The sequence below is a fragment of the Cupriavidus sp. DF5525 genome (genome assembly GCF_040149425.2).
In the GTDB taxonomy this organism is placed as follows: Bacteria; Pseudomonadota; Gammaproteobacteria; order Burkholderiales; family Burkholderiaceae; genus Cupriavidus; species Cupriavidus pickettii_A.
The window spans coordinates 3,595,894-3,622,707 of record NZ_CP168265.1; the positions used below are offsets into that span (position 1 = coordinate 3,595,894).

General features: G+C 65.3%; 30 protein-coding genes. 3 read left to right on the forward strand and 27 right to left on the reverse strand.

Annotation, left to right across the window (positions count from 1 at the left end; all coding sequences use genetic code 11):
• The first annotated feature begins 1 nt into the window (after position 1).
• Entirely contained in the window at positions 2–400 is a 399-nt protein-coding gene (locus ABNX08_RS16795) for a helix-turn-helix domain-containing protein (protein ID WP_349608062.1), read from the forward strand.
• A gap of 601 nt (positions 401–1,001) precedes the next feature.
• Here the strand turns inward: ABNX08_RS16795 and mobH are convergent.
• Entirely contained in the window at positions 1,002–2,825 is a 1,824-nt protein-coding gene (gene mobH / locus ABNX08_RS16800) for a MobH family relaxase (protein ID WP_349608060.1), read from the reverse strand.
• Positions 2,826–3,064: 239 nt separating this feature from the next.
• Here mobH and ABNX08_RS16805 point away from each other — a divergent pair, with 239 nt between their 5' ends.
• Positions 3,065–3,250: a hypothetical protein gene (locus tag ABNX08_RS16805; protein WP_349608058.1), complete on the forward strand. Its 186-nt coding sequence runs from the start codon at positions 3,065–3,067 to the stop codon at positions 3,248–3,250.
• Positions 3,251–3,315: 65 nt separating this feature from the next.
• Complete coding sequence (locus tag ABNX08_RS16810) at positions 3,316–3,699, forward strand: DUF3742 family protein (protein ID WP_349608057.1); 384 nt, start codon at positions 3,316–3,318, stop codon at positions 3,697–3,699.
• A gap of 26 nt (positions 3,700–3,725) precedes the next feature.
• Here ABNX08_RS16810 and ABNX08_RS16815 read toward each other — a convergent pair whose 3' ends face one another.
• The 26 genes from ABNX08_RS16815 to ABNX08_RS16940 all read right to left on the reverse strand — a co-directional run bounded on the left by ABNX08_RS16815 (position 3,726) and on the right by ABNX08_RS16940 (position 26,804).
• Complete coding sequence (locus ABNX08_RS16815; RefSeq protein WP_349608055.1) at positions 3,726–5,243, reverse strand: conjugal transfer protein TraG N-terminal domain-containing protein; 1,518 nt, start codon at positions 5,241–5,243, stop codon at positions 3,726–3,728.
• 15 nt (positions 5,244–5,258) lie between these two features.
• The gene (locus ABNX08_RS16820; protein ID WP_374063681.1) at positions 5,259–5,564 is read right to left on the reverse strand and encodes a hypothetical protein; all 306 of its coding nucleotides are present in this window, start codon (positions 5,562–5,564) and stop codon (positions 5,259–5,261) included.
• 44 nt (positions 5,565–5,608) lie between these two features.
• Positions 5,609–7,012 carry an integrating conjugative element protein gene (locus ABNX08_RS16825; RefSeq protein ID WP_349608051.1) on the reverse strand — a complete coding sequence of 468 codons (1,404 nt, stop codon included), beginning with the start codon at positions 7,010–7,012 and terminating at the stop codon, positions 5,609–5,611.
• A 10-nt stretch (positions 7,013–7,022) separates the two neighbouring features.
• Positions 7,023–7,973: a TIGR03756 family integrating conjugative element protein gene (locus ABNX08_RS16830; RefSeq protein ID WP_349608049.1), complete on the reverse strand. Its 951-nt coding sequence runs from the start codon at positions 7,971–7,973 to the stop codon at positions 7,023–7,025.
• Complete coding sequence (locus ABNX08_RS16835) at positions 7,970–8,416, reverse strand: TIGR03757 family integrating conjugative element protein (RefSeq protein WP_349608047.1); 447 nt, start codon at positions 8,414–8,416, stop codon at positions 7,970–7,972. The genes ABNX08_RS16830 and ABNX08_RS16835 overlap by 4 nt, the downstream gene beginning before the upstream one ends.
• A 192-nt stretch (positions 8,417–8,608) precedes the next feature.
• On the reverse strand, positions 8,609–9,100 hold the full coding sequence (locus tag ABNX08_RS16840; RefSeq protein WP_041681127.1) for a JAB domain-containing protein: 492 nt from the start codon (positions 9,098–9,100) through the stop codon (positions 8,609–8,611).
• Between the two features lie 193 nt (positions 9,101–9,293).
• A complete protein-coding gene (locus tag ABNX08_RS16845) occupies positions 9,294–10,058 on the reverse strand; it encodes a thioredoxin domain-containing protein (protein ID WP_349608045.1) in 765 nt (254 codons plus the stop codon).
• Between the two features lie 10 nt (positions 10,059–10,068).
• Entirely contained in the window at positions 10,069–12,960 is a 2,892-nt protein-coding gene (locus ABNX08_RS16850) for a conjugative transfer ATPase (RefSeq protein WP_349608043.1), read from the reverse strand.
• Positions 12,960–13,394, reverse strand: a complete 435-nt coding sequence (locus tag ABNX08_RS16855; RefSeq protein ID WP_349608041.1) for a TIGR03751 family conjugal transfer lipoprotein — start codon at positions 13,392–13,394, stop codon at positions 12,960–12,962. The genes ABNX08_RS16850 and ABNX08_RS16855 overlap by 1 nt, the downstream gene beginning before the upstream one ends.
• Entirely contained in the window at positions 13,375–14,856 is a 1,482-nt protein-coding gene (locus ABNX08_RS16860; RefSeq protein WP_349608039.1) for a TIGR03752 family integrating conjugative element protein, read from the reverse strand. The genes ABNX08_RS16855 and ABNX08_RS16860 overlap by 20 nt, the downstream gene beginning before the upstream one ends.
• Positions 14,846–15,766, reverse strand: a complete 921-nt coding sequence (locus ABNX08_RS16865) for a TIGR03749 family integrating conjugative element protein (protein ID WP_349608037.1) — start codon at positions 15,764–15,766, stop codon at positions 14,846–14,848. The genes ABNX08_RS16860 and ABNX08_RS16865 overlap by 11 nt, the downstream gene beginning before the upstream one ends.
• Entirely contained in the window at positions 15,763–16,452 is a 690-nt protein-coding gene (locus tag ABNX08_RS16870) for a PFL_4703 family integrating conjugative element protein (protein WP_349608035.1), read from the reverse strand. The genes ABNX08_RS16865 and ABNX08_RS16870 overlap by 4 nt, the downstream gene beginning before the upstream one ends.
• Positions 16,449–16,910: a TIGR03750 family conjugal transfer protein gene (locus ABNX08_RS16875; RefSeq protein ID WP_349608033.1), complete on the reverse strand. Its 462-nt coding sequence runs from the start codon at positions 16,908–16,910 to the stop codon at positions 16,449–16,451. Before ABNX08_RS16875 ends, ABNX08_RS16870 begins: the two co-directional genes overlap by 4 nt.
• Positions 16,911–16,922: 12 nt before the next feature.
• Positions 16,923–17,285, reverse strand: a complete 363-nt coding sequence (locus tag ABNX08_RS16880) for a TIGR03745 family integrating conjugative element membrane protein (RefSeq protein ID WP_022536265.1) — start codon at positions 17,283–17,285, stop codon at positions 16,923–16,925.
• A 23-nt stretch (positions 17,286–17,308) separates the two neighbouring features.
• The gene (locus ABNX08_RS16885) at positions 17,309–17,548 is read right to left on the reverse strand and encodes a TIGR03758 family integrating conjugative element protein (protein ID WP_349608031.1); all 240 of its coding nucleotides are present in this window, start codon (positions 17,546–17,548) and stop codon (positions 17,309–17,311) included.
• The gene (locus tag ABNX08_RS16890; RefSeq protein WP_349608029.1) at positions 17,545–17,913 is read right to left on the reverse strand and encodes an RAQPRD family integrative conjugative element protein; all 369 of its coding nucleotides are present in this window, start codon (positions 17,911–17,913) and stop codon (positions 17,545–17,547) included. Before ABNX08_RS16890 ends, ABNX08_RS16885 begins: the two co-directional genes overlap by 4 nt.
• 554 nt (positions 17,914–18,467) lie before the next feature.
• Positions 18,468–19,217 (reverse strand): TIGR03747 family integrating conjugative element membrane protein, encoded by a 750-nt coding sequence (locus ABNX08_RS16895; protein ID WP_349608027.1) that lies wholly within the window; start codon positions 19,215–19,217, stop codon positions 18,468–18,470.
• Complete coding sequence (traD, locus tag ABNX08_RS16900; RefSeq protein WP_349608025.1) at positions 19,214–21,385, reverse strand: type IV conjugative transfer system coupling protein TraD; 2,172 nt, start codon at positions 21,383–21,385, stop codon at positions 19,214–19,216. The genes ABNX08_RS16895 and traD overlap by 4 nt, the downstream gene beginning before the upstream one ends.
• 15 nt (positions 21,386–21,400) lie before the next feature.
• Complete coding sequence (locus tag ABNX08_RS16905) at positions 21,401–21,937, reverse strand: integrating conjugative element protein (protein ID WP_349608023.1); 537 nt, start codon at positions 21,935–21,937, stop codon at positions 21,401–21,403.
• On the reverse strand, positions 21,934–22,521 hold the full coding sequence (locus tag ABNX08_RS16910) for a lytic transglycosylase domain-containing protein (RefSeq protein ID WP_349608021.1): 588 nt from the start codon (positions 22,519–22,521) through the stop codon (positions 21,934–21,936). Before ABNX08_RS16910 ends, ABNX08_RS16905 begins: the two co-directional genes overlap by 4 nt.
• Positions 22,506–23,201 carry a TIGR03759 family integrating conjugative element protein gene (locus ABNX08_RS16915; RefSeq protein WP_374063682.1) on the reverse strand — a complete coding sequence of 232 codons (696 nt, stop codon included), beginning with the start codon at positions 23,199–23,201 and terminating at the stop codon, positions 22,506–22,508. The genes ABNX08_RS16910 and ABNX08_RS16915 overlap by 16 nt, the downstream gene beginning before the upstream one ends.
• Positions 23,202–23,246: 45 nt before the next feature.
• Complete coding sequence (locus ABNX08_RS16920) at positions 23,247–23,900, reverse strand: hypothetical protein (RefSeq protein WP_022536276.1); 654 nt, start codon at positions 23,898–23,900, stop codon at positions 23,247–23,249.
• The gene (locus ABNX08_RS16925) at positions 23,897–24,487 is read right to left on the reverse strand and encodes a PilL N-terminal domain-containing protein (protein ID WP_349608078.1); all 591 of its coding nucleotides are present in this window, start codon (positions 24,485–24,487) and stop codon (positions 23,897–23,899) included. Before ABNX08_RS16925 ends, ABNX08_RS16920 begins: the two co-directional genes overlap by 4 nt.
• Positions 24,488–24,670: 183 nt before the next feature.
• On the reverse strand, positions 24,671–25,003 hold the full coding sequence (locus tag ABNX08_RS16930; RefSeq protein ID WP_374063616.1) for a hypothetical protein: 333 nt from the start codon (positions 25,001–25,003) through the stop codon (positions 24,671–24,673).
• Between the two features lie 34 nt (positions 25,004–25,037).
• Positions 25,038–25,289, reverse strand: coding sequence for a hypothetical protein (locus ABNX08_RS16935; RefSeq protein ID WP_349608017.1), 252 nt, complete (start codon positions 25,287–25,289; stop codon positions 25,038–25,040).
• Positions 25,290–26,495: 1,206 nt separating this feature from the next.
• Positions 26,496–26,804, reverse strand: coding sequence for a hypothetical protein (locus tag ABNX08_RS16940; protein ID WP_367576175.1), 309 nt, complete (start codon positions 26,802–26,804; stop codon positions 26,496–26,498).
• Between the last annotated feature and the right edge of the window lie 10 nt (positions 26,805–26,814).

Sequence of the window (26,814 nt, forward strand, 5' to 3'; positions counted from 1 at the left end):
TATGCCTATTCGATCAACACCATTTGGCGAAGATGCACAGGACGCAGCCATTGCGGCCCGTGTTGGATCTGCTATTGCCGCGCAACGACGTGCTCGCGGCCTGACTCAGGCGAAGCTGGCGGAGATGATCCACCTGGAACAGGAAGCGGTCAGCCGCTGGGAACGCGGCACTCGTGTTCCAACGCTATATCGCCTCCAGCAACTAAGCGATGCACTGGAATGCAAGGTGGATGATCTATTGCGTCGGGGCTCAAGGCATATTGATGACCAGACTGCTGTGGTGTCAGATGCCTTGAAGGACCTAGAGCCGGATGAACGAGCGCTTGTGATCAGCTTTGTTCAGCAATTCACTGATCTCCTGCGGTCCAAACATTCCTCGCGTAGTCCACGCCGCAAGTGACGGCTCACATGCAATAGCGAGCAGGGGCTACTGACCTTGCCGGCCCTAAGCATTCGAAATTCGACACTCCATTTCGCCAGCAAGTTGCCTGCCTCGAGGCCGGCAATGTCCTCGCACAGCAGATGCCGCTCTAAAAAATCGCCACAGGAAGGTTAGCCACGAAGTGTTCGCTCGCAATCTCCACAAGGGCCTCTGTTCACCCTGAGGGGCAGTGGATACACATTCAGCCGGCCCTGACCGGTACATTTTGTGGTACACCAATGCGGTGAGCGGCCATCGCGCATAGTTGCTGGAAAAGCCCAGGGTCCGGTAACGAACACGGTATCCAACCCGCTTACCAGGCGTTGGATTCATTCGTGCGGTACGGCTCGGAAAGCGCGGCACCAACAAGAGCGTCAATCTAGGTATGCGCCCACGAGAGTAAGGAATCGCACATATTGCCGGCTTCCTCGCGCTCACTCAGAAAATGGGCGTCAAAGTCAGACGGAACGCCGATGAAGATTGAAGTTACGTCCCCGCTTGCGTCGCAGTCCTTCCTTCAGCTCCATGGAAGATGCCCACTGCAAAAGCTTTTGCTGTTTAGCCTGAGACCACGCGGTGACTACTGCCCAGAACCTGCGGACAGGGAGAGCGACAGGTAAGGGTTGTTCGGCGGCATATCGGAGAACAGGACTCGCGGGTCCTCCAACAGGTAGCCATGAAGTCTCCGCGACTTCCGCGGCCCCTTCACTGTGCAGGTCCAGATGTTCAGGCCGGCCTGCTGCTTGCGGTGCAGTTGCAGCTTCTCGAACCGTTTCTGCACCCATTGCCAATCTGCCACTTGGTTTTGCTTGGCAAGGAAAGCAGTCTTGGGATGTTCCTGGGCATAGCGCTGGAACACACACGGACTCACCAGATAGACGGTATCGGCGACCGTATGCACCAATGCCTTGGCGTCATTGATGATGAGCGCGCGCTCTTCGATGCGCCGACGCAGCCAGGCAACAAAATGCTCGCCTGACGGCGTTTCCTCCTGCCCCGAAGTCAACGCGGGCGCCAGCGACACCGAGCCGGTTGGCGCCCTCGCCTCTCCCGACTCGAGAACCCGGTCGTCCAGAACTGGGGGACGGAATGCGATGGCTGATGAGGAAGCGGCCGACGCCGCGCTGGGAGGGGCAAGCAGATCCACCAAGGCTTCGACGCTATCGCCCGTTGGCTGGCCGGCGGACGAAGGCCCAGATGCGGGCGAACTCGCAGCGATTGGCAGGGATGCGAGAATCGTTGCCTCTCCCTCTTCCTGCACCACCGTTACCGTACCGGTGAACGATGGGGGCCGCTCATCTCCTTCCCAAATCAGCGAGGGCGCGAGGCGCAGAAGCGTGAAGGTATGGGACCAACCGACATCGCTTGTCACGGTACCTTTCCAGATCGCCTTGCCGTCCGGCGTGGCCAAGGCGATGCCATGGTCCTGCAGCACGTTGAAGACGGCGGTGTTGCTGGAAGGAATGCCGTCGATGCCCTGCGACAACAGGTGTGCGCGCAGCTTGTCGGAAACAGTCTTGCTCACCAGCCAGAGCGCGTCCTGGGTCAACCAGCCGTCCGAAGCCTGAGGCTGGTTCAACTTGAACTCCTCCTTGAGCAGGTAGCGCAGGCCGTCCAGCAGCTTGCGCTGTAGCGCGTTCCTGGGGGCAGCCAGAGCCTTACTCGGATCGCCGCCGAGTTCCTGCGCGACCGAGGCCTGATCGGCCTGGACCACCAGTTCGCCCAGCGTGCCGGCGTGCTCGTCCTGGCCGGCCAGGACATAAAGCAAGGCGGACCACAGGTCGGGATACTCACTCAGCCAGTCGAAGATGTCCGTATCGAGCAGTCGTGCGTACAGCAACCCGGTTGCCGCGCCGTGAAGCCGGTACTCGCGATCCTTGCGGTAGCGGAAGCGGTATGGCCGCCGCAGCGGGCCATGCCAAGGGTGCCAAACAGTGCCGTCGCCATACTCGACATGCAGATCCACGGCGATCTTGCCGACATCATGCAGCAGTGCCGCGTAGGCGGTGCCTGCGGTCCAGGCTTCGGCCTGCGCGGCTTGGGCTTCCGGCGTAGCACCGGCCGGCAGGAGATGGGATTGCCGCAACTTCAGCGCGTAGGCGACGATTTCCAGGCCGTGGTCTAGCATGCCGCCTGGGTAGGCATGGTGGTGGCATTCCGAGGCCGGAAACTGTTGGACCAGCTCGGCGTAGCGTTCCAACGGCGCGAGGTACAACGTAGCGAACTGGTTGCGGGAGACGGAAGTGCGCTGCCAAATGTGCTCCAGCAGCTTCTGTCGGCGCGGTGTCGCTAGCAGGGACGCGGCCGATTCCGGCCGCGTCAGCCCTTTAGGCGGATCCAAGGTAGGTGTGGACCGAGTGTCGGTATTTGGCGGCACTCTCCTGCGTAGGAACAACGAAAGCATGGCGAATCCCGGATGACGCGCAGACCTTTGGACCTTTGGATATAGGGCAACGGCTCTTCTCAGGCCACAGCCAATGCGGCCTTGGCCCAGGTCGGATTGAAGCCGGAAGGCTGGCTGTGCCAGACCTACGAAGCTGACTCCTAGAACAAGCGTCATGCTGAACCCGAACCATAATGAATAAATCGCGCAAGCGTATGCCGAGGTGCCCGCGGAGGTCGTCGAGCCGGAGAGCGCCCAACATGCGAACCTGCGCGACCCCACCGACCAGCCTCGTGCTGCTCACGTTGTTGGCGGCAAAGGCCGACTACCTGCTCACCGGCGACAAGGAGCTGCTGGCCGCCAGTACCCCATCCTCACGCCTGCGGAATTTTGGGCACGCCACGGAGTCTGATTGGATGTTGCAGGAAAATCGGCCTCTCGGTTGAAAAACCGTGCAGGATTCAAGAACAAGTATCGAAGGACACGGCAGGACGAGCATGAGGTAGCCACGATGAAACACGTTGCACAAACCACTTTCGCGGAGGGTGTGGGCCGGACCTTGGGCCGGCTGTCGCGGCGTGTCATGCGCCTGGGTAGGAAGGCGATTGGCTGGCTGACGGCGCATGGGCTGGCACCTGGCGTTGCCAAGGTGGTGGTGCTGGTCGCCAAGCTCGTTGCACTCGGACTGCTGCTCTACATCGTCTTCTGGCTGTTACTGCTGCTCACGTTCGCTGTGGCGGCGGCTCGGGTGGTTCGGAACACCGAATACGGTGAACCAGAGGAATGGGCGATCGGGGAGCAAGCTGAGTACAAGAAGAATCCAGGATACCACCCCATTCTTTACAACGACACTCCAGACCCCCAGTATTACGACCCCCGGTTTGACAAAGACTGAAGTCCGGCAAGCGGAGAGGCAGGTATTCACCTGAGCTTTTTCGACACGACCCCCGCCCCCTTTCCTCCGGCTTGACTCGCTGGCCGCGTGGCATCTGAAAGACCTTGGAGCACGCTTCCGGCATGTACGCCTACCCAGGACAGAGCCGCCACCCAAAACGTAGGCAGCACAATAAACATCGTCGCCATGACGAAGTTCAGCAGCATGTCGCCGAAGGCATTGTTCAAGCCGATCAAGGGATCGAAGTTCGAGTGCGGTCGGCTCGCACCGAACCCCCAGCCATAGAGCGCATCGAGGATCGTGCTGTCCAGCCAGCGCGCAAGCTGGAACCAGAAATCCACGAAGAACAGCGCGAACTCGACGCAGCTCACGGCGACCACGGCCTTCAGCTCGTAGGTGCCGAACAGCAGCACCAGCGGGATGCAGATGACGAGTGCCATCTTGAGCAGCGACAGCACCATCGGCAGCGCCTGGCGCATCACGTCCATGGCTGGGAAGAAAGCAGGCGACCCGGCGGCCAGGCCGAGATCGCCGGTGCCGCGCGCCACAATGTTGGGCAGCGTCTTCTCGATCTGACCGCCGTAGTCGGTATAGACGGCCCCCTGGTTCATCTTCTGCTGCCGGGGCGAGACGACGGCGCGGACCACTGAGTCGTTGACCTCATTCTGCGAGAGGAACCCCGCCCATCGCCCGATACGAGAGAGCAGATCGGGATCGACCTGGGCCAGCAGGCGTGCGCGCAGCCCACTGCTGCCATCGGACCACCATTGCCGGCAGGTCGGATAGCCGCCGCCACTGTCCACCTGGGCCAGCCCCGCATCGCGGGACGCGTCGTAAGGCCAAGCCGTGCGCGGCGTGCTCGAATGGTAGGTGTCGTAGAAGCCGGCGGTGTTGAGGAAGTGGCCCGAACCGATCCAGGTGACGTCGTTCATCTGTTCGTCGGAGAGCGTCGGCCGGCTTATGAACAGCTTGGCGCGCGAAGGGCCGTAGCAATCACGCACGAAATCCCCGACTTCCTGGGCCAGCACCGGGTTATCGATGCGCGTGCCGTCCACATCCATGCGCATCTGCCGCAGGTCCGTTCCACAAGGAATCGCCGCCACCGCGGCGCCTGTGACGGCCTTCGAGATGGCGTGCATGAAGAACCACCACACCGGGACCAGTGCGCTCTGGTTGTTAAGCGTCGTATAGGCGCTGGACCAACCCGTATCAGCCGGCTGGGGGACATTGACTTGGCACTGCACGGAACGGCTCGTGTCGAGTTTGATAGTGCTGAGATCCATCGGAATGAAGGGGATGCCGGCGAACAGGATCACCACGATCGCTACCCACACGCGGTTCTCGATGCGCATCGAGGACAACACGCCCTTGTTGCCCTCGTCCGCCTCGTCTGCCCTCGCGCGCAGCCACTCGTGGATCACGATGGCAACGAACGGCAGCGCGAACAGGCCGCTCGCCACGAGGATGTTCCAGATGCCGTTGTTGACCACCCACCCTACCAGGGTCAGGTAATACTCCAGGTAGTCGGTCGTGTAGAGGGTCATGAGGCCCTCCCAGCTTCAGCCATGGCGCAGCAGTTGGCTGCCTTCGAGCAGCACGATGGTGATCACGGCCGCGATCTCGACTCGCAGCAGGCGTTGATGCGCTTCGCCCGACGGCTCGCGCTGCCGCAGGCGCCCGCGCATCCACCACCAGCCATAAGCCGTCGCTGCGTAGAGAAGCAGCCGCCAGACGAAGAAATGGGCCGCGTGAGCACGCAGCCAGCGTTCCCAGCCGTCGATGCTGCCGACGACGTGGATGCCGACCACGCTCACAACCACGGAGATGCCGGCTACCACCAGTAGCCACAGCAGTGCAATGCACATGCGGCGGTTGAGCAGCCAGGCCAGCCGCAGCCAGGTCCGGGCGGTCACGGCGTGCTCCGCGGCTTCTGCACTTCCTTGAGCCGATCGCGCGTGGTGTCGCCCTCGAAGATGCCGCGCGATCCGCCGGCGCGGGTCTCGTGGCGCTGCACGATCGCCAAGGCGGAGTTCCCGGCCAGCGTGCGCCGCAGCTCCAGCTCGGCCTTGAGGTTGTTGATCTCCTGCTCCAGCGTACTGTTCTCCCGGTCGACCTCCTTCACGGCCAACTCATTGGCTGCGACGTTCGGCTCCTTCTTGCCGGTCAGCAGCGTGCGCTGCAACAGCAAGGCCTTCTCCAGCACACTTGACAGCGCCGCCTCGGAAGCCAGCCGCGTGCCCAGCAAATCCTGGTCGGGCTCGTCGCGCAGGGCCTCGATCACGCCGCGGGTGATCGGCAGCGAATTGCTGCCGGCCGCCTCGAGGTTCAATACCGTAGTCGGCTTCACACCCGTCACCAGCTCCTGCAGCGCCTGCAGTTTGGCTTCGTACTCTTCCTGAATCACCGGCGTGAGGCCGACGCCCGGCGTGGTCTGCGTTTTGGTGCAGTTGTCGCAGGTGCGCTGCTCGCGCTCGCCCAGCACACGGGTGGCGAAGTTGGTAGCGGCCTGCGGCGAGGACCAGGTGAGGCAGGTCAGCCGATTGCCGCAGGAAGCACGCGGAATCGACGAGGTATCCGTGACGTTGCGCCCATTGAGCAGGTTGTAGCCCGCGCGGGTTACGTCGCTCACCACCTTGATCGAACTCTGGCCCGAGCCGCCCGCATTGCCGCCGCCGACCCAAGGCACGCCGTTGTTGCCCTTGTTCGATTCGGCCCGCTCGATGGCCGACACGGCATCGGTGCTGCTGACCGCATCACGCAGTGCCATGCCCTCGGCGAGCTGATCCCACCCCGCCTGGCCGCCTGCTATGTCCGCCGTGCGGTTGGCGATGGCGCGGCAGGTCATCTTGGAGCGGTCGAAATCCAGGCGCGCCTGCAGCACGCCGTTGGTCAGCAGGTTGTAGAGGGCCGGATCAGCGCGCTGGATGATCAGCGCCGGCAGCGACGCCACGGCGCTGGTGGCGTTCTGGATCACCGAGGACATGATGGCCTGGAAGCCGTTAGTGATGCCGTTGAGCTGGTTCTGCAGCGTCGTCGTGATGCTCATGTCGCCGCAGATCAGGTTGCTGTTCCAGCCGACCCCGACGCCGATGCTCTGCATGTTGCCAGCCCCGCCCATGGACACGGCCCGACCGCCGCCCACACTGTAGAGCACGTCGTCGCCGATGACGCTGCCGCTCACGCTCGCGCCGTTGCGGTCGATACGGGTCTGCGCCCAGGCGATACCAGCTCCGGCCGTGACGGCGCAAGCGAGCACGATGGTCAACGCGCAGGGCGTGGCACGCCCTGCTATACGGGAATGGGACGCCTTCATCGGGAATACCTCACATGAAATCGACGCTACCGAGGAAGACCTGCCCCCGGCGCTGGCAACAGGCATAGGGCCGCCACAGCGCCCAGGCGTAGTCGCCCTGCTGGGCCTGCACGCGCGGGCTGTTGTGCGGAAAGACCGCACAAGAGTTCGAAAGGGTCGGCGTCAGCTCCTGCCACTTGCCGGTGGAGGCATCGACTTCCATCAGTGCGCCGGCCGGCCAGTAACCATCTCGGGCATTGGCCAGCAGTGGTTGATAGACGTGGGGCTGGGTGCGCCGCGTCACGATGTCGCCCGCGCGCTGCGCGACCACGGCACCGCTTTTGTAGTCGTCGGTCTGGTGCAAGAAGCCGCCGCGCGGATAGACATTGCCCCACAGATCCAGCGTCGCGCGGCCGCCGATCTCTCGCATGCCGGGGATCCGCGCCTCCGGGTACACCATCTCTGGCACGTTGTAGCGCCAGGCCATTGTGTCGAGCGTGCTCAGAAGGTATGGCATGAAGGCCGTACCCACACCCTGACAGGTGTAACCAGAGGCGCTGGCGAACTGGCTGAACACCGAGCCGGCGGGATGCCCGATCACGTCGGCGTTCTTGAACTTCGCCAGGTTGTTTTCGTTGTCATGGTTGGTGGCGCCGTCGCCGCCGGTCTGGGCCGTGGGATTCGGCATGCTTATCGCGCGCACCTCGATCCACGGGTTCTCGCCAGTGTTCGAGTAACTCGACACCACCGCATCCGGGACGTAGTGGCGCACCTTCACCGACGTGCGCACCCTGCAACCCGACCACGAGCAATACAGCCAGTAGCAGATGCCGACGACGCGGTACTCCAGACAGCCGGGCGACGCAGAAGAGGCCACGATGGTGGCCGTGGTCAAAGCGAATGCCGACGCGGCGCCGCTCAGGAGCGCTAATGCCATAGCCAGCCGAAACCGGCGAGAGAGTGGCAAGAGCAGGCGATTCATGGCTGTTCCCTCCGATGGCTTTCGATGCGCGCCACGGCGCGCGCAACGTCCGGGTCGCCATAGACCACATAGCGGCGGTCGACCACTACGGCGGGCACCTTGACGACGCCCAGACGCCAGGCATCGGCAACGCCCTGGTAGGCTAGGCCTATCCGGAGCTGAAGTTCGTCCTTGCCCCCGCTCATGCGCTGACGCACGAGGTCGGCGGCCCTGCTCGCATCTGCAGGCAGGCCCGCGGACAGCTCGGCCTCGATCCGCGAGGGAAGGTCCAGTTCGATGACCCGCTCACCGCCCATGGTTCGTACTGGATGGCGGCTGTCGGTGATGACAAGCACGTCGGCGGCGAAGGCGGGCGTGCTGAATGTAATCAGCATGGTTGGCAGTACAGCAGCGATGCAGTGGGCCGGCCACCCCGGCAAGAACTTGAGTAGAAGGGCCGACATGCACGGGATCCTGGGAAGCTGATCAGAGCCATAGTCAAACGCTGAAGGCGGCATCGCCTCGACAAACAAGACGCACTGCGCGTGTTCCGTTTGTTGCCTCAGCACGGAACGCGTTGGATTGGCGACAAGAAAGGCGGGAGCCGAAGCTCCCGCAGGGTGGAATATGCGCGTCCGGAACGTCGCCGTAACCGGTTACAGCAGCCCCGAATCGGCGAACGAGTACGGTGTGTCCTTGCCGATGATGACGTGATCCAGCAGACGAACCTCCACCAGCGCCAAGGCGACAATGAGTTGGTCCGTGAGCACTCGATCGGCCATCGACGGCTCGGTTATCCCGGACGGATGTTGATGCGCAAGGATGAGCGCCGAGGCGTTGAGGGCCAAGGCGCGCTGAACAACCACTCGCGGATATACCGCGACCTCGCTACGCGAGCCCTTGAACAGCGGCTCGTAGGCGAGTACCTGGTGCTGACCGTCGAGGAACACCGCTGCAAACACCTCGTTGGCCTCCGCAACCAGTTTGAGACGCAGGAAGTCGCACACGGCCGCGAGACCGTTCAGCACCGGACCGGACTTGAAGACACGCTTTTCCAGCAAGGTGATGGCCTGCTGGATGATCCAATCCTCGTGCTGGGCGGCAAGCAGAGCGAGCGACTGCGGGGTGGAATCAGACACAAAAGACATGGCAAACCTCCAATGGTTGAAATCGGAGGGCGCATGCCCGGGAGGGCAAACCCTCCAAGGGACGACGGCATGAGACAGGGGACAAACAGGCATCCACCACCGCGGTGGCGATGGCTGTTCGCGCCAGGGATGCGATGCGAACGGGGTTTCGATCAACGCGGTCGAGCCGCGCCGTAGTCTTGAAGATCGAGGACTACCTGGGCATGTCGCCGACGGATGCGGCGGGCATGTCTGGAGAACGGGACGGTTCGGCGGCAGTCTGGCCACCCGCGGCGAGCAGATCGAGAGCAGAAAGCAAGGTATCGCCTTCGACAGGCCCGTGCAGCAGTAGAGTCTTACCGGTCTCACGGTCCCGCAGCAGCAGGGCCGGCGTCGCCGTGACACCGCTCCTGGCCGCCTCTTCGGCTTGGGCGCGAATCCATGCATCGGGCCGGTCGGAAGCCAAGCACTGCTGCACGGCCGGCGCGAGGTCGGGATAGCGCACCCCCTCGGGCAGCCCCTGGCCGTCGCCGCGCGTATGGGTGTAGACCCATTCGACCGCCTGCCAGAACGCAGCGTGGCCGCCGGCAGCACCGACGCATTCGACGAGTCGGGCTTCGGCGGATGCGGCCGGCTCGTGCATCGCGAGCGGCAGATGGTGCCATTGCAGCGCTACGTCTGGGTGTTCATCGATCCAGCGCTTAAGGACCGGGAAGTAGGTCCGGCAGAACGGGCATTCCAGGTCGGCATATTCGATCACGGTGAAACGCGCATCAGAACGGCCGCGGCGCCAAGGCGGTCCGGGTACTGCCGTAGACCGAGCCCCAGTCTTCGCCTCGGCATGAGACTCGCGTTGAACGGTGGCTGGCGCCGAGGCCTGCGGACGCAGTACCAGCCAGGTGGACACGCCCACCAGCAAGACGGTCGCCAGCAGTAAGGTAAGGAAGGTCCGGGATCGGGTAAAGCCGGGAAGTTGCATCGTGCGCTCCTTACGGCGCCAGCACATCGAGCGGAAGCGACTCGATGCCGCGGGCGCGGTCGATCCTCTCAGCCACCTTGAAGGCTGCATCCAGTTCGCCGATGCCATATTGCTGCATCAACTGGAAGCGCTCGGCCTTCTCCTCCGGTTCGGTCTGGGCCAGCGCCAGGTAGAGGCTGGGTGGCACCGCACGGAACAGCACTTCCATCGATTTGGACAGGATCACGCCCTCACTGAACTTGCTGGCCTCCTTGCGCGCCGACAGCATCAGCGCCTTCTGCGCCGGGTTCAGCTCGCGGAAGCGCGCCATCTTCTCTACCTCGTCCGGCGGCATCGACAGGCAGATCCACCACTCGATCATGTTGAGCATCGGTTCGGCCGCCTTGGGCAGGTCGTCGATGTTCTGGGTCGCGAGCCAGTACCAGGCGCCGAGCTTGCGCCACATCTTGGTGATCTTGACTACGTAGGGTGCGAGCAGCGGGTTCTTGGTGATGATGTGCCCCTCATCGGTCACGTTGATGATCGGCCGCCCCAGAAACTGGTCGCGCTCGGCGATGTTGTTCACCGTGTTGATGAGGCTGATGTAGGCGATGGAGAGCTGGGCGTTGTAGCCCTCGCGCGCGAATGTGGCCAGATCGACGATGGTGATGTCGGCTTCGGGCCAGGGCGTGCCGGGTCGGTCGAACATCTCGCCATCCACGCCTTGGCAGAACATGTCCATCGCGTCGGCCATCTCCAGCAACCGGGCGCGACGGACCTCGGGCAGTGTCGTGTCGTTAGCGCGCCCGCGCAGCGCGTCGCGCACGTCGCGCGTGAGTACCGTGCGCTTGTCGGCCACACAACGCTGGGCCGCGTCGAGAATGCACTGGCGGATGAGGCTGCGGTCGGCGCGCGTCATCCGGGCCTCTTCCTTGTCCTCGCCGCCGGTGATCATCAGCCGCGCCGTGATTTCCAGTTCGCCAAGCACGTCGCGCTGCTCATCATCGTCCGTGACCTGTGTTGTCTCGTCGCGGTCCTCGTCGAGGTCGTCGGCATCCAGCGTTTGCACTTGGCCAGGCGTGTCCACCAGACGCCAGGCGTCGGCGAAAGGGGCCAGGCTCATGCCGGCGCCGGGGGCGAGCTTGACGCGGTGCACCGACAGGCCCAGGCGCGTGGCGAAGTCGCCGAAAAGGCCGAAGCTGTTGCCCGCCTCGACGATGAACAGGCGCGGCCGGTAGATCGCCGTGATCTGGTTTAGGATATTGTTGAGCGTGGCACTCTTGCCCGAGCCGGTGGGGCCGAACAGAAACAGATGCGCGTTCATCTGCCGATCCAGCCGGTTGAGCGGATCGAAGGTGATCGGCCCGCCGCCACGGTTGAAGAAGGTGATGCCCGGATGCCCCGTGCCCTGGCTGCGGCCCCAGACCGGCGCCAAGTTCGCGGCGTGCTGCGCGAACATGAGCTGGGTGTACCACTGCCGCTTGTCCAGGGCCGGGTCGAAGACGCAGGGCAACCAGCGCAGGTAGCTGTTGAGCGGCGCAACCTCGTCTTCCTCGCGCACCAGCTGCAGACCGGCGTTGAGCATGACGTTGACCAGTTGCAGGCCGCGGGCGTCGAGTTGCTGCAGGTCGCGCCCGCGTAGGTAGAAGGCCAGCGCGCCGCGGTAGAGCTTGTGCGCGCTGCCGATCAGGCTGCGTGCTTGCTGCACGTCCTGGCGAGTCTGCTCCGAGGCCAGCGTCTCCCCCACCGATTTCTTGCTCACGTGGTTCAGGTGCGCCTCCAGCACGTCCTGAGGCGTGGCGACCAGGGTGAGACACATCACCGTGTCTTCCGGCATCTGGTCGAACAGCGCATTGACTGCATCGCCGCCCTTGCGGGTCTCGCCGGTGATGTGTCCCGTCGCCGGGGGCATGCGCAGCCGGTCCATCACAATGACCCGATGCGGCATCCCGTCGAAGAGCCAGGCGCCGTTGACCACGTCCGAGCACGGCTGCCCGAAGAACAGGCGCTGGGCAAAGTCGCCGCTAGCCAGTTCGATCTCGCCTGTTTCCCTCGCCTCGGGATAGCGGGTCAGCGCGTAGAAGCGCTCACGATCTTCAGCACTCGGCCCCAGCAGGGTCGGATGCGGGTTGAACCAGCGCAGCAGCCAGTCGTGGATGTCGGCCGCATGCATGCGGCGGGCCTTCACGCCCGCATTGGCGAGCCCGCCCACGAGTCGATCACAGATCGTGGACAGGGACTGCTCGGGCGATTGGCCGCGCCGGGAGACCGCTGTCGTTGGTGCGCGCCGGAAGACCACCATGCGCACGCGCCGGACCTGGCCGCGCCACGGCAAGCGTGTCACCGTGGTGTCCTCGAACAGCCCGCCGGGCTTGGCGATCGCGCGCAGATGGTGCGCGAGGAAGCGCAGATAGAACTCGCTGAAGGCGATGCCCTGAGCGCGCGGCCGGACGTAGTCTGCCAGCGTGCGCAAATAGCCGTCCCAGTTCGCCTCGTCCTGGGCATAGAGCTGGACCACCCAGGGGTGCTCGTCGAGTTCATCGAAGGAATCCTGCAGCGCGTTCTCCAGCGCGTCGCGCGCCTGCCACAGCCAGGCCAGCTCGCGCCCTTCAGTGCCGACAGGGGCCAGCTCGAAGAAGGCCGCGACCGACTGGCCGTCCTCCAGCAGCATGCTCATCGATTCGGGCAGGTATTCCACCCAGGGCAGCAGATCGGCGAAGGACGGGGCGACGTCATAGAGCGCCTGGGCGTCCGCCTCGGTGGCCGGGTTGCGGCGGCCGGCGGCCAACGCGCTGCCGGGCTCGGTAATGCCATGCGCGGCCAGCGACGACACATGCCGGGTCCAGGCGTCGTCGGCTGGCGCGTCAGCACCGGTTGGCCTTTCGGCCTGGCGCGCCCGAAAGAAGGGAACGGACCGGATCATCAGTAGTCCTCCAGGCGTTCGCCCGGCATCGCGTACTGCACCCGCTGGTAGAGCGGGAACACCGTGGTGTAGCCGGGCACCGGCACCGGATCGGTGCCAGCTAGGTGCGGGAAGACGTACATCACGAGGTCCGGGTTCGGCAGTCGGTGGAACTGGCGGTAGATCTCGTTGGCGGCGGTGCGGGTGTAGGCCGCATTGGTCGCGGGCATGCCCTGTACGTCGGCTTCGATCACCGGCCGGCGCAAGCCCTGGCGCACATCGAGCAGTTGCCCGGCGGGCTGGCCACCGCCCGCACTGCCGCCGGCCTCCTGGTTCCAGATATCGAGCATGGTGTGATCGCCCTGCGGCAGCAGCTTGTCCTTGCTGGTGGCACACCCTCCCAGCACCATGACCGCGATCAGGGTTGCGGCCGCTTCAGTCCAGATCCGACGCATGAGCTTCTCCAATGCGGTGATTGACCCGCCGCCCCTTGGCGTCGTAGTCGATGTTGAGGGGCTGCTCCAGATGGACGGCGACCTTGGCACCAGGCTGCACGTAGATGGCGGCAAACGCCTGCCCGTAGAGCTTGTTGACCCAATCGGCCATGTCGCGCACACCACCGGCCAGGATGCGGCCCATGGCCTCGTTGCCGGAGATACCCACCGTGCCGAGCGAGCCGTTGCTGTTGGAGACCACGGCCACGCTACCGTTGTCGGACTTGATGAGCGAGCCCACGCCGGCACCCGCGGCGGTAATCAACGCCTGCGAACCGAGGTACTGCTGCGCGTTGTTGCGCCGCTCGCCGGAGACGCAGGGAATGCCATAGGGATCGCTGATCCAGCCCAAGGCGCCCCGTGTGGCGCTGCCGTCCGTGCCGTTGCTGCCGGCCTGGCCACCGTTGGCGCCCTGGCTGCGCGAGCTCTTCTCCGGCACGGTGCGGATGGTCCCGTCCTGGAAAACGAAGGTCACGCTGCGGACCTGGCCGCGCACGCATGAAAGCGTCCAGTCGCCCGAGGCGGTGCCGCTGACCACGGCGCCGGCCACGTCGGGGATGTCGATGCCGTTGGCGGTGAGGTTGTCCGGACCGATCAGCACCTTGAAGGGATACGGGTCGTTCACCGTACCGTCGATCGGCACACGTCCGATCAGCGCTGTCATGGCAATCGCCCCCATCAGCGTCGAGTTGGACGGCACCGTGTAGACCGGCTTGGCGAAGGCCTCCACGGCGCGGCTGCCGCCCTCATCGACGGTGCTCGTAATGCTGTCGGCCGTATCCGTCAGGGTCTTCTGCGCGGGTCCGAAGCTGGTGGGCAGGTTCGGGCCGGCACCTGCACCACCGCTCTTGGAGGGCGTGGCGTCGTCCGGCTCCACCCAGCGCGTGCCGCCACTGCTGCGAGCACCGCCGCCCTGGCCGCCGCCGAAGTTCTTGCCATCGCCCTCCTCCAGGCCCAGCCCGATGGGCAGGTCGGACTGCCTGCCCTTGCCGGAAAGCCCGTCGAGGCGCCGCTGCAGGTCTTGCAACTGGCCCTGCGTCTGCTGACGATCGTTGGCGATCTGATCGCGCTCCTGTTGCAGGCGGCCGCGCTCGCCATCCAATGCGGTCTGGATGCGTTGGTCGATCGCGCTCTCGCGGGTGCGCATGCGCTCGTTCTCGGCCTTCTGGTTCTTGTTGTCGTTGAGCGCTGTCTGTAGTTCATTGCGCAGCTGCTTGACCTGGGCGACCAGCGTGGCAACGGTGTCGCGCGGCGTGTCGCCCTCGATACCCACGGCCTTCATCTCTTCAGGCGTGAGCGGATTGGCAGCACCGGGCTGAGCGAGCTTGGCGCCACGATCCCCCGAGAAGAGCTTGATGCCGACGAAGACCACCAGTAGCACCATCGGGATCAGCAACCACTTGAGGAGGGGGTTACTTTTCATTACGGGCACCTCCTCCTTCGGCCTGGCCGGCCGCGGCTGCCGCCGGCAGGTTCACGGCGGCGTCGATGGGAGCCACCTTCGGCAACAGCGACTCGGCCAGGCCATGGCCACGGGTAACGAGGTAGACCACGGTGGTATCGGCCGACTGGCCGGCCGGCCCCAGGGCCGCATGTTGGAAGGTTGCCGCGACGAAATCGCCCTGCAGTGCGCGCGGGTCGAGCACCAGGTGCCGTGCCGAAGTGTTGGTGAGCTTCACAGCCGTCACCCACTGGTCCTCGAGCCGCCACGCGGCCAGCGCCTGCGCGCGCACCGGGAGCGTGGGCAGCAAGGTGTGCAGAGCCAGATCGCGGCGTGGGTTCACGCGGCCGATGCCGGCCACCGCCTCCACCGTCCGCAGCGGTGCATAGAGGTTCTGTGCCGCATAGCGTGTCAGCACCACGGGCACCGGGGTCGCGCGCCGCGCGGCCGCGCTGGCCGTGTCGCGAGGCTCGTCCTCGCTTGTGACGGTACCGGCCAGGGCTTTGGCGGGGGAAGATGTCCCATCGCCCGCGACGATGCGCACGGGCTCCAGCGCCGGCTGGCCCGCCTTGGCCGGCTCGGCAGCGATGTCGAGCAGGATCAGCACCCCGGAGTTCACATCCTGCAGTTGCAACCGAGAGGGCGGAATCGGCTCGCTTGCGCGCAGATAGATCGCGCCGCCCGCGCTCTGCACGCGCAGGTGCGATCGGATGCTCTCCGGCAGACCGATTCGCACGTTGCGGTCGATGAAGATCACGCGCTCCTGGCCGACCACGAGCGGCACGGCCAGGGGCAAACGCTCCCAGCGCAGGATCTCCACGGCGTGGCCGGTGCAGACGAGCCCCATGCTGAGCAGGAAGCCGGCCAGGGCTGGCACGATAAGGCGCTTCATGGGGCTCCTCCTTGCAATTGGGTGGCAGCGGCGGGTTGGCTGGCCGACGCAGGTGCCGGCGCAAGTTCAATGCGCTGCGGCGCGCTCGTGTAGCAGTCCACGGCCAGACCGAAGGGGTTGTGCTCCGGATCGACATCCATGCGCACGACCTTCAAGGCGTAGCGCACCAATGCGCGCTTGACCTGCTCGGCGCCCAAGTACTCGTCGGCGCTCACGTCGAGCATGACGATCCAATCGTTCGCCGACACAACTTGCACGCGCGACGCGGGATCGTCGCCGTAGCCTCGACCGGGAATTTCGTAGATGCCGCGCACGCGCTGGCGCAGCTCGCCGTTGTTGCGCCGGAATTCGTAGTCCTGTTGCAGGAAGGACAGGCAGCTCGGCGTGAAGTAGGCGGACAGGGCCTTGAGGTTGCGCGGGTAGTCTTCCTCGCCATTGGTCGGCCAGCGCTGGGCCTGCTGCCATATGTAGAAGGTGAAGGCATAGACGCTTTCCGGTGGCACGTCCCACCACTTGCGGGTGCTGCCCGAACGCAGGTCCGGGGGCACGTGGATGGTCAGGCTCTGCGGCGCGCTCCACCAGCCGAACCCCATCAGCAGCGCAACGACGAAAAGCGCGGCGGCACCGAGGCGCAAGGTTTTGACATGCGCCTGCAGGTGCATGACTTCGTTCTTGAACCGGCTCATGCAGGACCTCGACGGACGGACATGGAAGGCTGCTGGCGTCGCGTGATCCACCGGCCGGAGCGAGTGATGAGCTGCCGCCCCCCCTGCCGTCCCCCCACATGGGCAACCAGCGAGGGGTAGCGCAGCGCGAGCCGCCACTGGAGCTGGCGGTACAGCCAGGTGTCGGGCCGACCGCGCTTTTGTCGGCGCAGCAAGCCGCCACCCGCGAAGACGCCGATCCCGATGCCGACGACGATCAGTGTCGGCACCATGGCGATACTGTGGGTCAGCCAAGCCAGCGGCAAGCTGGCCAGGAAGCCGGCTACGGCCGACAGACCGGCGCAGACCCACAGCTCGTCGGCGGTCAATCCGCGTACGACCATTGGATGGCGGTTCAAACGATGCGGCAGGAAGGTCACGAGCCCATCCCCCGGGCCATCATGTTGAGCCTGCCTCGGGATTTGCGGGTAGCTGGCCATCGGTGCCGGCCCTCAGAGCACACCGGCCGCCTTGGTCAGCAGCCAGATGCCAACGATCAGCAGCATAGCGCCCACCGCCACCGTGAGGCCGAACTGGCCCCAGGTGGCACGGCCGGTGTGGATCTCGGCGTAACGCGTATAAGCGTGGTAGCAGACCCCGATGAACATCGAGGCAACCACCAGCAGCGCAATGAGCATCACGATGTCGTAGCCGTAGTTCTGCAGCGTTTGCAGGATGCCCTTACCCGCGCCGCGCGATGGGTCTTCCATGGTCGGCAAGCCGGCGAACGAGGCCAGCGGCGTGGCCGTGATGCCCAGCGAAACGAGCATGGCAGCAGTGCGTGCGGCGCGATGGGAAGTCGAACAAGTGTTCATGGCGATTCAACGTTTCGTGGTGGTCAGGACAGGAGGAAGAAGCTCAGCACCAGGTACATCGCGACGAAGCGTACGACCACACCGAGGAACTGGCGCTGAGTTATTCGGTTCTCGGCCCAACCGACATAGGCGGTACGCATCGCCCAAGCGCCCCACAGCAGCAGGACGGCGAAGACGAAGCCGAGGACAACGGTGGAGACGGTCGCGGGCGTGAAACCGCCGTTGGCCTGGAATGCGGCGACCTGATCGGCGGAAGGCGTCATGGCGATGACTCCTGCCGTTCATCGCGGTGCACGTAGTCGCCGGCCAGCGGAACGGGATCGCGCGGCTGGGCTCGCTGCGGGACGAGGTAGTCCTGCACGCCTGCGCGGACGCGCTTGAGGTCCGCACGCAGCCGGGCGTAATCGAAGTGGTAGCGAGCACGTTCATTCAGCGCGGTGTTGGCGGCGTGCTCTGCCAGGCGGTCAGCCAGTTCGATCTGGCGTGCCAGAGCGGCGAGCTCCTCACGCTCTAGGGCGCCATCGGAGGCAATGGCCGCACGCACGTCCGAAAACGAGAGGGTCAGCGCCAGGAGCAGCATGACCATTGCACGCGGCCACGTGCCATTGCGTCGGCAGGTCTGTTTCATCGTGCCATTCCCCGGTGAAGTGAATGGCGTCGATGCTGCGGCGCGCCTCGGTCAGGCGCAGTAGAGAAAAAGAACTTCTGCGCGACCGGATTGATGGCGCCATGTCCCGCCAGCGGCCCCATTTAGGGTGCTCATCGGAAGCCGTTTCTCTTCTTAGAGCTTCCTTGGAAGCAGTTATTACCTGTTTCAGCAGATCCGGTTGTGCATTGGCAAGGCGGGCCTGCCGGTCGATTCGCTCGTCTATGTCCGGCAAGGCCGGCCTTGAGAACTGCGCCTTCGCCTATGACGAGGCCTGGCCGGCCAACCCGGCGCGATTCAACGTGTCGTCCGACGTGCAACTGTCGGCACCAGGCTCTTGTTGCTCGAGGATCTAGAAGCGGAGGTGGCGGTGCTGCTGAACACGGAAGGCATGAGCGCACGGAACTTGTACGTCGCCATGCCCCCCGGTCTCGATGAGGCTGGTGGTGGGCAGCGCCAGCCTCATCGTCGGGTTGAAGCGCATGTTGATGATTGCCGCCAAGGCGAAACCGCAGACGTCCACCGCCTAGAGTCGCCTAGAGGTACTTCTTGAACGTCGCTGCTGCGATGCACACGGCTACGCCGAACATAGCTGCGCTGGGCAACAGGATCAGCAGCGGATGGACGCTTACCGGCAGTGCCAGGTAAGTAACCCACGGCAGGATGGCCAGCGGCATCAGGCTGGCCTTCGCTCGGTGGTAGACGAATCCCGTCTCTCGGCCGGCTCCGAAGCTGCGCACGTCGCGCCGAACCAACCCATCCACCAGGCCGACGAAGGCGGCCATCAGGAACAGCGGCAAGGTCAGCGTCAGCACCAGCAGCCGCACGAGAAACACGAGCGCGGTGTAGGCCGAGGCGATCAAGTAGCGCTCCACATGCACATAGACCATGCCCAGGTAGTAGCGCAAGTCATGGGCCTGGCTGCGGACACCGGCGCTGGCGTGGCTGGCGGCATCGCGTATCCAGTCGAGCAGCCCGCTTTTCACGAAAAGACAGTCGTAGGCCAGCTCGACAAGATGCCGGGCGGTGCGGCCTGGTTCCTGCACCAGCACGCTACGCGTAAAGCTCTCCGACACCAGGGTCAACTCGTGGTTGAGCATGCCCTGGGCGTGACGCCAGCTCTCCTGCGGCCAGAAGAAGTGTACCCCGATGCACTCGATCACGATGCACAGGAGCAGCGAGCCGCATAGCACGCCGAAGAAGCGGAACGGCAAGGTGATAAGGCCCGCGATCAGCCCCTGTTGGTGGACCTGCTGGCGCTGCGCTGCGGCGGCCGGATCGCTCATGTTGGGGCGCCTTCGTGGCCAGCCTCATCGGCCGCGGCCATCTGCTGAAAGTTCGCCAGCAGATCGTCGGGTAGCGCCTGGTCCTGCAGGCCGGGGACGCCCTGGCTCGCCCACCAGTCGCCGGCCTCGACATAGTGCTGCCGCATGTAGCCGGCCAGCTCCTGCAGGTCCCTGGGCATGGCCTCGTCGGGATCGGGTGCCGGCAGCGGCATGCGGATCTTCCACAGATTGCCGCCCTCAATCAGCGCGAAGCATTGTCCCTTGGGCAAGGCGACCACGTGCGCGGGCTCGATCAGCGGCACGCTGGTGCTGCTGATGCGATCCTGGGTGTTGGAGGTGAAGGCGGTATTGCCGGTCGGGTCGGAGCTGTCGGTCGCGCCGCTCGTCACCGTGGTGGCATACACCTCGACCTTGGGCAGTTGCCGCGTCAGCAGTTCGGCCGTGGCGGTCTCGCGCACGCGCAGCATGAACAGGTTATTGAAGTTGCCGACCACCTGCCCGGCCTTGGCGCGGCTGCCGATGCGCGCCTCGATGTCAGAGAGCGTCTGCGTGTAGGCCGTCACTTGAACCCCGGCGCCGCCGCCCTTGTTGATCATCGGCATGAACTCGTCGCCCATCAGTTCGTTGAACTCGTCAGCGTGGACGTTGATTGGCACCTTCACGCCGGTCGATGCGCCCGGCAGACCTTCGTCGATACCGAACTTGTAGATGTGACCAGCCACTGATACCAGGTCGCTGAACATCGAGTTGCCCACGGCGGCCGCGACTTCCGCGTCCGAGAGCGCGTCCAGGCCGACGTAAACCACTGCGCGCTTGCGGATGATCTGCATCCAATCGAAGATGGGCCGCAGGTCGCTCAGGTCCGAGTAGTTTGGCGCGAGCAGTTGCGCGATCTTTCCAGTGGTCAGCTTCTCCAACAGTGGCAGCAGGCTCGCAACGATCTTGTCGAAATAGGTGCGATCGTAGCGCACTGCACTGCGCAGACCATCGAGCACGGGGTCGTAGATGTGCACCTGCGAGAGGTACTGCTCCAGCGCCACGACCCGCTTCTCGCGGCCGATCATGTTGCGCGGAATGTTCCTGTCGTTCAGCCGCGCCTCGAGCTGCACGATGATCTCCCAGGCTTTCGGCTCGCTCTTGGCGAAGAAATGCTGGGCGTACTCGATGAACAGCGCGTCGATGTTGATGACGTGGCGCTGGATCAGCAGGTAGTCGGGACGCTGACCCAGTTCGACCAGGGCGCGCGCGATGATGTTGACAAAGCGCCAGGCGAACTCGCGGAACGCTGCGCTGTTGCCCTCGCCCGAAAGCTGGCCCGCAATGCGCGTGGCAACCTCCGATATACGGTCGAAGCGGCCCACAGCGTTGTAACGTGCCGAGATATCCGGCCAGCCCAGGTGAAAGGCGTAGAACTCCCCTTCCCTTCCGGCACGCCTGGCCTCCACGTACATACGTTTGAGCAGGTCTGCGTCCCCCTTTGGGTCGAAGACGATCACCACCTCGTGCTGGCCGCCCGCCTTGCGGCGGATGTCCTGGGTGATGAACAGCTCGGCCAGGCGGGTCTTGCCCACGCGCGTGGTGCCCAGCACCAGCGTGTGGCCGACCCGCTCGCCCAGCGGAAGCGTGACGTCGACCTCGTTCGGCTCGATGCCGTGCAGGCGTGGCAGGCCGCCGAGCGGCGGCAGCGGCCGCGCCGGATTGAGTGGACTGTCCCAGGCCAAAGCCTTCGCCAGCCCGGAAACAGGGAATGGCGCGAACTCCAGCCGCTGCTCAATCCGCCGTGCCGCTCGGTAGATCGCTGTCGGTTCCACGTAGCGGCGGAACTCCGCCCGATAGGTCTGCATAAGCCGGTGCGTGTGGCGCTGATCCCATCGAAAGCCCCTGCCGACGAATAGCCGCTGTTGGCTGACGGGCACGTCGCGGCTGGTCATCACGTAGCGCGGTAGCCTGCGGATGTTGCGTCGGTAGCGGAGGATGGCCCAGGCGTCCCTCAGCCGGATGGCACCGAAGGTGAGGAACATCAGCGCGCTGCCCGGGCCCAGCAAGGGGCTCAGCGCGAGCGACCACGGTGCCAACAGGCACAGCAATGCGGCTCCCGCACAAACCGCGACGGTGTATAGCTCCACCGCTGGCCGCAGCAAAACCTCGATGTTCCGGGACTTGGCCATGGTCGGCGTTTCACATCACGGCTCGATGCCGGTGGAGGTGATCAGTACCGGGTAGTGACGGATGCCCAGCCGCTGAGCCATGTCGTCGCCCGAGGCCGGCGACAGCATCAGGCCCGGCGCGAGGCGGCGCAGCGCGGCCAGCGCTTCGGGCGAGGCCACGTTGACTACCAGCCCCACCGCGCGCAGCTCTTGCAACGCCCCCCGGCGCTGCAGGAGCCAAGCGCGGGAGCGGTCATCGTCGCCGATCAGGAACAATGGTGTGAGGCCCGGCGCGCGAATGACGCGGCGCGGTTCATCACCCGGTGACAGCCGTGCCGAGCGCACCGGCAGCATGGCCGCCTCGGCTTCTGCCGGACCTCCGATGCGGGGTGCCGGCATCGGCGCGGCCGGCTTGGCCGGACCCGCGCCCTGAGGATTCAATGTCTGGTAGTACGGCAGCGCCGAGACGCCGCCGCGGTCCTCGACAACGATCAGCGGTTGGGTGGTCGATTGCGCCGTGGCGGTGGTGGCAATGAGCAGCCCCAGGGCGGTAGTGAAGAGCATGCGGTTCATGGCTTGGTAACTTTGGTGACAGAAAGCGTTGTGCGCGGACCCAGCACGCGGACGAGGTACTGGCGGACGCTGCGGCGGTAGCGGGCGGCCGGTGCGCCGCCGGCTGGATGGTGGTAGCGCCCGATGGCGACCAGCCAGTCCTCGCCCTCTATGTGCTGCTCCTTGAGGATTTGCGCGGCAATCGCAAGATTCCGGTAAGGGTCGAGCAGCTCGCAGGGGTGGCTGTAGCGGTGCGCTTGGTAGCCGAGATTGACCTGCCCGAGGCCGGCGTCGATCCGGTTGGCCGGGATGCGGGCGAGCGCCCTGCGCAAGCCGGCGCAGGTCTGGGCCGGCGTGGCATAACGCTCGGACCTGCCAGCGACATTGAGCGTCCACGGCCAAGGGATCAAACGGCCACGCAGCCTGGTGCCGGTCTCCTGCAAGGCCACCGCGTACAGCACCGGCGACGGCACGCCTGCCTGCTGCGCGGCAATCTGGTAGGCCGGTGGTGGCAGCTCTTGCGCGCAAGCAACCGAGGCCCAGACGCAAGCGCCAAGCAGGAGCGCGGCGCGCAACGCGGAGGGCGCACCTACTGCCGCTGCCATTCGCCGTTCACCTCACGTACCACAGCCGGCAGCTCACCCGGCACGCCGAGGGTCAGCCAGCGCCCGGCATCATGGTTGAGCGTGATCGTGCGTGCGCGCACCCGGGACGGGTCGATGCCGGCCTGGGTCGCCCACTGGCGGATGCGCGCATCGTCCTGGCGGCTGCCGACCATATAGACATCGAAGGCCGTGCCGGCCGCCTGCAACTGGCGCACGCGCTGGTCGCACGGCGCGCAGTCGGCCTTGACGAAGACGGCTAGGCGACCGGAGCCCCTGTTGCCGGCGCTTGGTGCCTGTGCACCCGGCAGATTTACGCGCTGCTGGCCCGAATAGAGACGCTTCCAAGCCGCGTCGTAGGCCCGCTGGTAGGCGAGCGTCTTGTTCACGCGCCGTGACTCGGCCTGCACCTGCAGCCCGGCGTAGTGGTTGCGCTCCTCGTCGCTGCGCGCCTCGATGCCCAGGGCCATGAGCGGATCGAGGTTAGGGGAATAGATACCCAGCGGCCCTTGCATCAGTTGCCGGTAGCGCGCCCATTCCTCGGAACGCAGCCCCCAATCCTTGGCCTGGCGCTCGTCGAGCGCGGCGTCGGCGCTGTTCAGCACCTGGCTCTGGGCTACGCGGGAGGTCGCCAGCGGCGCCGCCTGTGCGTATGCGCGGGGTAAGCCGGCAGCCATGAACATGGCAAGAACAGCCGCAGGCAGCGAATCTTGCTTCATGGCACGCTCCTACGGGATCGCGATGCGCAGCGTGTGGCCGTCGATGCGGAACACCGCGGCATGCGCTTCGATGGACTGGAGGTGCCAGGCGCCCAAGGTGTCGCCCTCACGTAGCAGCCGCGCGTCGCGCACCGAAGCTGCGCCGCGCGCCGCGACGGACAGGAAGCGCTCTCCACCGCGCAGCTCCAGGCCGACGACGTTGAACGGCGGCTCGGGTACCTTGGGCTTGGGAGGTTCAGCGGCGCGCCTGCGTGCCTCGGCCACGGTGGGTGCGACTCTCTTTAGGCGATCCTCGATGACGCCGACGCGCGCCTGCAACGCGTGCACCTCGCTGGCGCGGTCATCGGCGGTATGAGCCTGCTCGACACGCGCCAGGCGCTCGTCCAGCGCTTGGCGCGTGGCGTCGAGATCGGCCCGGGTGACGGGCGCGGGCTGACGCTTAACGGCCTCGGCCTGCTCTTCCAGGGCGTCGATGCGCGTCGCCAGCGCCTGGACATGAGCATCTTGGGCGCTGGCGCGGCTTTGCTCGGTGAGACGCGACAACCCGACGCTGTTGACGATCGTCAGCGCGCTGACGAGCAGCAGCCAGACACCCGCGGCGATCCAGGGCCAGCGTGCCCGTCCTTCTCGGTCGGACGGGGCCGGAATGTTCGGGACGTTCATGGTTGCACCTCTGGAGTAGCGATGCGTTTGACGGATTCGGCGCGATCCACAGCCGGTGCCCTCGGGGTGGTGGTGGCGGGCGCCAACTCTTGCTTGAAGCAGACCTGGCGGGTGGTGTCATCGACCGCCATATCCCACGCCGGACCAGCGAGGGTCAGCAGCGCATCGCGCAGGACCAGCGGCCCCAACCGCAGATGGGCAGCAGGCAACGGCAGCGCATACAGCGTTGCCGCCGCCGGGTCCTCGCACAGCCGGTAGCCTGAGCGCTGGAGGACATGGCGCATGGCGTCGCCAACCGTGGTGTCGAGCGCGGGGGGGATGGTGATTTCCACGACCTGCTGCATCAGGTCGCGCTGCGCCGGCTCCGGCACCAGTTCGACCAAGGTGTAGCGCCCGTAGCGGTAGACGGGCACCGGGCCGGCTGACGTGTCCATGCCGGACATCGGCGCCTGGGGCTGCTCGCGTGTGCTGGGCGTCTGCGTCAGATCAGGCGGTGGTACCGTGGTCGCACAGCCCGTGGTGAGGATGGCCCCTGCCAGCCCGGCGAGACAGGCAAGAGGGTGAAGGGAACTGGCGGACAGTCGCATTTGATTCGGCTTTCCGGAACATGGAGCCATGACCTTCGCCTCACTCGATGCAAATGGCAGCACCAAATGGGAAACACACTGCCACCGGATTGGCGATGCCAGCAGGCGGGCATTGAGGCTCAACATCCTGCGCGCCGGCACGCTTCTGAAGGAACCCCGCGCGGGGCTCAAAGGGGAAAGGCTCTATTCATCGTCGTGCAAGGGCAGTCCGTCCAGCACCTGCGCATCTGCTTCGAAGATCAGCACGCGCACATCGGCGGCGCCGGCCAGATGCAGCGCCTCCACGAGCCATTTCGGCATCTGCTTCTTGCGATGCTGCTGTCGCAACTGGTTGGGGGCTTCGTACCACCAGCGGCGTCTCGTAATGGCACGCTGCAGGCCTTCTCGGGTGCCGTCGCCGAACCCCTCGCCGCCAGCGATGTCCACGCTGCGCTTCCAGGCCTCGAAGAAAGCCCGTGGCGCATTGGCGAAGCGCCGTTCTTCCGGCGCGATCCGATCAAGCACGTCTTGGGGCAAGACTCGTTTATGACATCTCTCCAGGTGACTGGGGTCAGGGATGAGTCCGCTGTTGCCAGCGACCCGTCGCCAGGGCGAGGTCTGCCGCCTGCTGCGAGCGGAAATACTCGACGGACTCACGCGATACCGGCCCTTCAAGGTCGGCAGTGCCAATATAGTGGCCGGCGGCGCTGAGGAGCACCTGCAGGGGCAAGCGCTTGCCCGTGTAAGCCCTGGCCAGATAGCCGATGGACGCGGCACGGGCCTGTGCGGCACTCAGAGGCGCCGATGCGATAGCAAGGGACATGGTTTCTCCTGGCGGAAGGACCGGGAGCCCCACGCCCTGACGGGAGCGGAAACGTTCCGAAGGGTTGAGGAAAGAAGCATCGGCGTCGGGAAGACGCTCGTCCCCGGTGGGCGATGCGAAGCACGGACCGGTTCGATCCACGCGCCGATGACGCGTTGCAGCCTTGAAGATCGGAGCTGCCTGGGCATGGCGCTGACGGTGGTCAGCAGCGCATGGCTTCATGCATGGTCGCGAAGCCATGCCCGCGTTGCGCGCCAAACCGCGTCGCTGCCGCTTTGCGCCGGCGCGGCGCCGTTTTCTGATCAAGCAAAGAACAACAGGCCGAAAGCATGAAGCCTTCGGCCTTGGACGAAGGCACCACCTGTGGGCTGTTGCAGCCGTCGTCAAAGCCGTTTGCTGCACCAGCAGTCGCACTCGACCCGTATCGTGGCTGGGGTCGACATCCTTCGGCACACATCCGCGCACAAAGGGAGCCCGTTGTTCCACCGGCGGGCACCGGCAACGAATACCGCCAACCCGACGGGTCTCCTGGCGGCTCGCTGCGGCACAGGCCGGCCAGCCGCCAGGAGACCCCTCGCCATCGACGGAAGCACCTGGATCAATGCAACCGCGCCGAGCGCGGTCTGCCGAGGAATGGCCTTCTCGCCTCGCATGTCAATGACAGCACCGCGAGGCGCGCGCACCGTTGAAGAAGGTGACATGCGCTGGGGTATCCCGCGGGATGCGGGAGCTTGGCCCCGCCGTCGAATACGGCCGGCGTGGCGCGGGTTCGTGGGCTTCAGCGTGACCTGTCATGATGACCTAGAAGATTCACGCCGCCTGCGCGATGCGCTGCGCTGCCCCTCCGAGGTCTTCAGCGTCGGCGTCTGCACCCGGGCATGAAGCCTCCTTGTAAATGTGCGGTTCATCAGATAGGCGACAGCATGACTGCGCCGGATGAGACCGGCAGCAAGAAAGCCGGACGGCATGGATACCAATTTGTGATCGAGGGGGGAACGGTTGTCGCAGCGGTATACGTAGATCGCTGCACGCTGCGGGGCGGGTGATTCGCGTCGGGAGGGCGGGAGGAACCCGGTGGACCGCAATGGAACTATCCCCAGGGGATAGTCCACTGGCGCATGGCGGACGTCTGACAATTGCTACAGCCGCCCTCGGCGGCTGTAGAGAACAGCGACTACTGCCCGCCGGCGGGCTTGGCGCTCAGCGTCACGGCGTCGACGCGGTACCGCAGGATGCCCACGCACCGGGCCTCGAGCTTGAACGTGACGCGCACGTTCTCGTTGGCATCCTCCCCTTCGTCGCGCACCGTGTGGCCCGCGACCAGCACCCGCATGCCATTCTGGAACATCGTGGCTCGGCATCGCGGTGCAGTTCCACCGGCGCCCAGAAGCCGCCGCGGCCCGCCTCGCCGTCCTTGCGCGGGATCGGGTTGTCGAAATAGACGTTCAGGCGCAGCAGCCGGCGCGGCTCGTGATTGCCATTGGGGAATTCGCGGTAGTCCGGCGCAGAACCGATGTTGCCCTCC

Excerpts from the sequence above, each read along its gene's own strand:
- ABNX08_RS16890 (WP_349608029.1), bottom strand. The coding sequence starts at position 17,913 with ATGAAACAGACCTGCCGACGCAATGGCACGTGGCCGCGTGCAATGGTC.
- ABNX08_RS16880 (WP_022536265.1), bottom strand. The coding sequence starts at position 17,285 with ATGAACACTTGTTCGACTTCCCATCGCGCCGCACGCACTGCTGCCATG.
- ABNX08_RS16895 (WP_349608027.1), bottom strand. The coding sequence starts at position 19,217 with ATGAGCGATCCGGCCGCCGCAGCGCAGCGCCAGCAGGTCCACCAACAG.
- ABNX08_RS16825 (WP_349608051.1), bottom strand. The coding sequence starts at position 7,012 with ATGAAGGCGTCCCATTCCCGTATAGCAGGGCGTGCCACGCCCTGCGCG.
- ABNX08_RS16805 (WP_349608058.1), top strand. The coding sequence starts at position 3,065 with ATGCGAACCTGCGCGACCCCACCGACCAGCCTCGTGCTGCTCACGTTG.
- ABNX08_RS16885 (WP_349608031.1), bottom strand. The coding sequence starts at position 17,548 with ATGACGCCTTCCGCCGATCAGGTCGCCGCATTCCAGGCCAACGGCGGT.
- ABNX08_RS16795 (WP_349608062.1), top strand. The coding sequence starts at position 2 with ATGCCTATTCGATCAACACCATTTGGCGAAGATGCACAGGACGCAGCC.
- mobH (WP_349608060.1), bottom strand. The coding sequence starts at position 2,825 with ATGCTTTCGTTGTTCCTACGCAGGAGAGTGCCGCCAAATACCGACACT.
- ABNX08_RS16820 (WP_374063681.1), bottom strand. The coding sequence starts at position 5,564 with ATGTGCATTGCACTGCTGTGGCTACTGGTGGTAGCCGGCATCTCCGTG.
- ABNX08_RS16935 (WP_349608017.1), bottom strand. The coding sequence starts at position 25,289 with ATGTCCCTTGCTATCGCATCGGCGCCTCTGAGTGCCGCACAGGCCCGT.
- ABNX08_RS16830 (WP_349608049.1), bottom strand. The coding sequence starts at position 7,973 with ATGAATCGCCTGCTCTTGCCACTCTCTCGCCGGTTTCGGCTGGCTATG.
- ABNX08_RS16925 (WP_349608078.1), bottom strand. The coding sequence starts at position 24,487 with ATGCGACTGTCCGCCAGTTCCCTTCACCCTCTTGCCTGTCTCGCCGGG.
- ABNX08_RS16850 (WP_349608043.1), bottom strand. The coding sequence starts at position 12,960 with ATGATCCGGTCCGTTCCCTTCTTTCGGGCGCGCCAGGCCGAAAGGCCA.
- traD (WP_349608025.1), bottom strand. The coding sequence starts at position 21,385 with ATGGCCAAGTCCCGGAACATCGAGGTTTTGCTGCGGCCAGCGGTGGAG.
- ABNX08_RS16865 (WP_349608037.1), bottom strand. The coding sequence starts at position 15,766 with ATGAAGCGCCTTATCGTGCCAGCCCTGGCCGGCTTCCTGCTCAGCATG.
- ABNX08_RS16835 (WP_349608047.1), bottom strand. The coding sequence starts at position 8,416 with ATGTCGGCCCTTCTACTCAAGTTCTTGCCGGGGTGGCCGGCCCACTGC.
- ABNX08_RS16905 (WP_349608023.1), bottom strand. The coding sequence starts at position 21,937 with ATGAACCGCATGCTCTTCACTACCGCCCTGGGGCTGCTCATTGCCACC.
- ABNX08_RS16915 (WP_374063682.1), bottom strand. The coding sequence starts at position 23,201 with ATGTTCATGGCTGCCGGCTTACCCCGCGCATACGCACAGGCGGCGCCG.
- ABNX08_RS16815 (WP_349608055.1), bottom strand. The coding sequence starts at position 5,243 with ATGACCCTCTACACGACCGACTACCTGGAGTATTACCTGACCCTGGTA.
- ABNX08_RS16840 (WP_041681127.1), bottom strand. The coding sequence starts at position 9,100 with ATGTCTTTTGTGTCTGATTCCACCCCGCAGTCGCTCGCTCTGCTTGCC.
- ABNX08_RS16855 (WP_349608041.1), bottom strand. The coding sequence starts at position 13,394 with ATGCGTCGGATCTGGACTGAAGCGGCCGCAACCCTGATCGCGGTCATG.
- ABNX08_RS16860 (WP_349608039.1), bottom strand. The coding sequence starts at position 14,856 with ATGAAAAGTAACCCCCTCCTCAAGTGGTTGCTGATCCCGATGGTGCTA.
- ABNX08_RS16920 (WP_022536276.1), bottom strand. The coding sequence starts at position 23,900 with ATGAACGTCCCGAACATTCCGGCCCCGTCCGACCGAGAAGGACGGGCA.
- ABNX08_RS16870 (WP_349608035.1), bottom strand. The coding sequence starts at position 16,452 with ATGAGCCGGTTCAAGAACGAAGTCATGCACCTGCAGGCGCATGTCAAA.
- ABNX08_RS16910 (WP_349608021.1), bottom strand. The coding sequence starts at position 22,521 with ATGGCAGCGGCAGTAGGTGCGCCCTCCGCGTTGCGCGCCGCGCTCCTG.
- ABNX08_RS16875 (WP_349608033.1), bottom strand. The coding sequence starts at position 16,910 with ATGGCCAGCTACCCGCAAATCCCGAGGCAGGCTCAACATGATGGCCCG.
- ABNX08_RS16845 (WP_349608045.1), bottom strand. The coding sequence starts at position 10,058 with ATGCAACTTCCCGGCTTTACCCGATCCCGGACCTTCCTTACCTTACTG.
- ABNX08_RS16810 (WP_349608057.1), top strand. The coding sequence starts at position 3,316 with ATGAAACACGTTGCACAAACCACTTTCGCGGAGGGTGTGGGCCGGACC.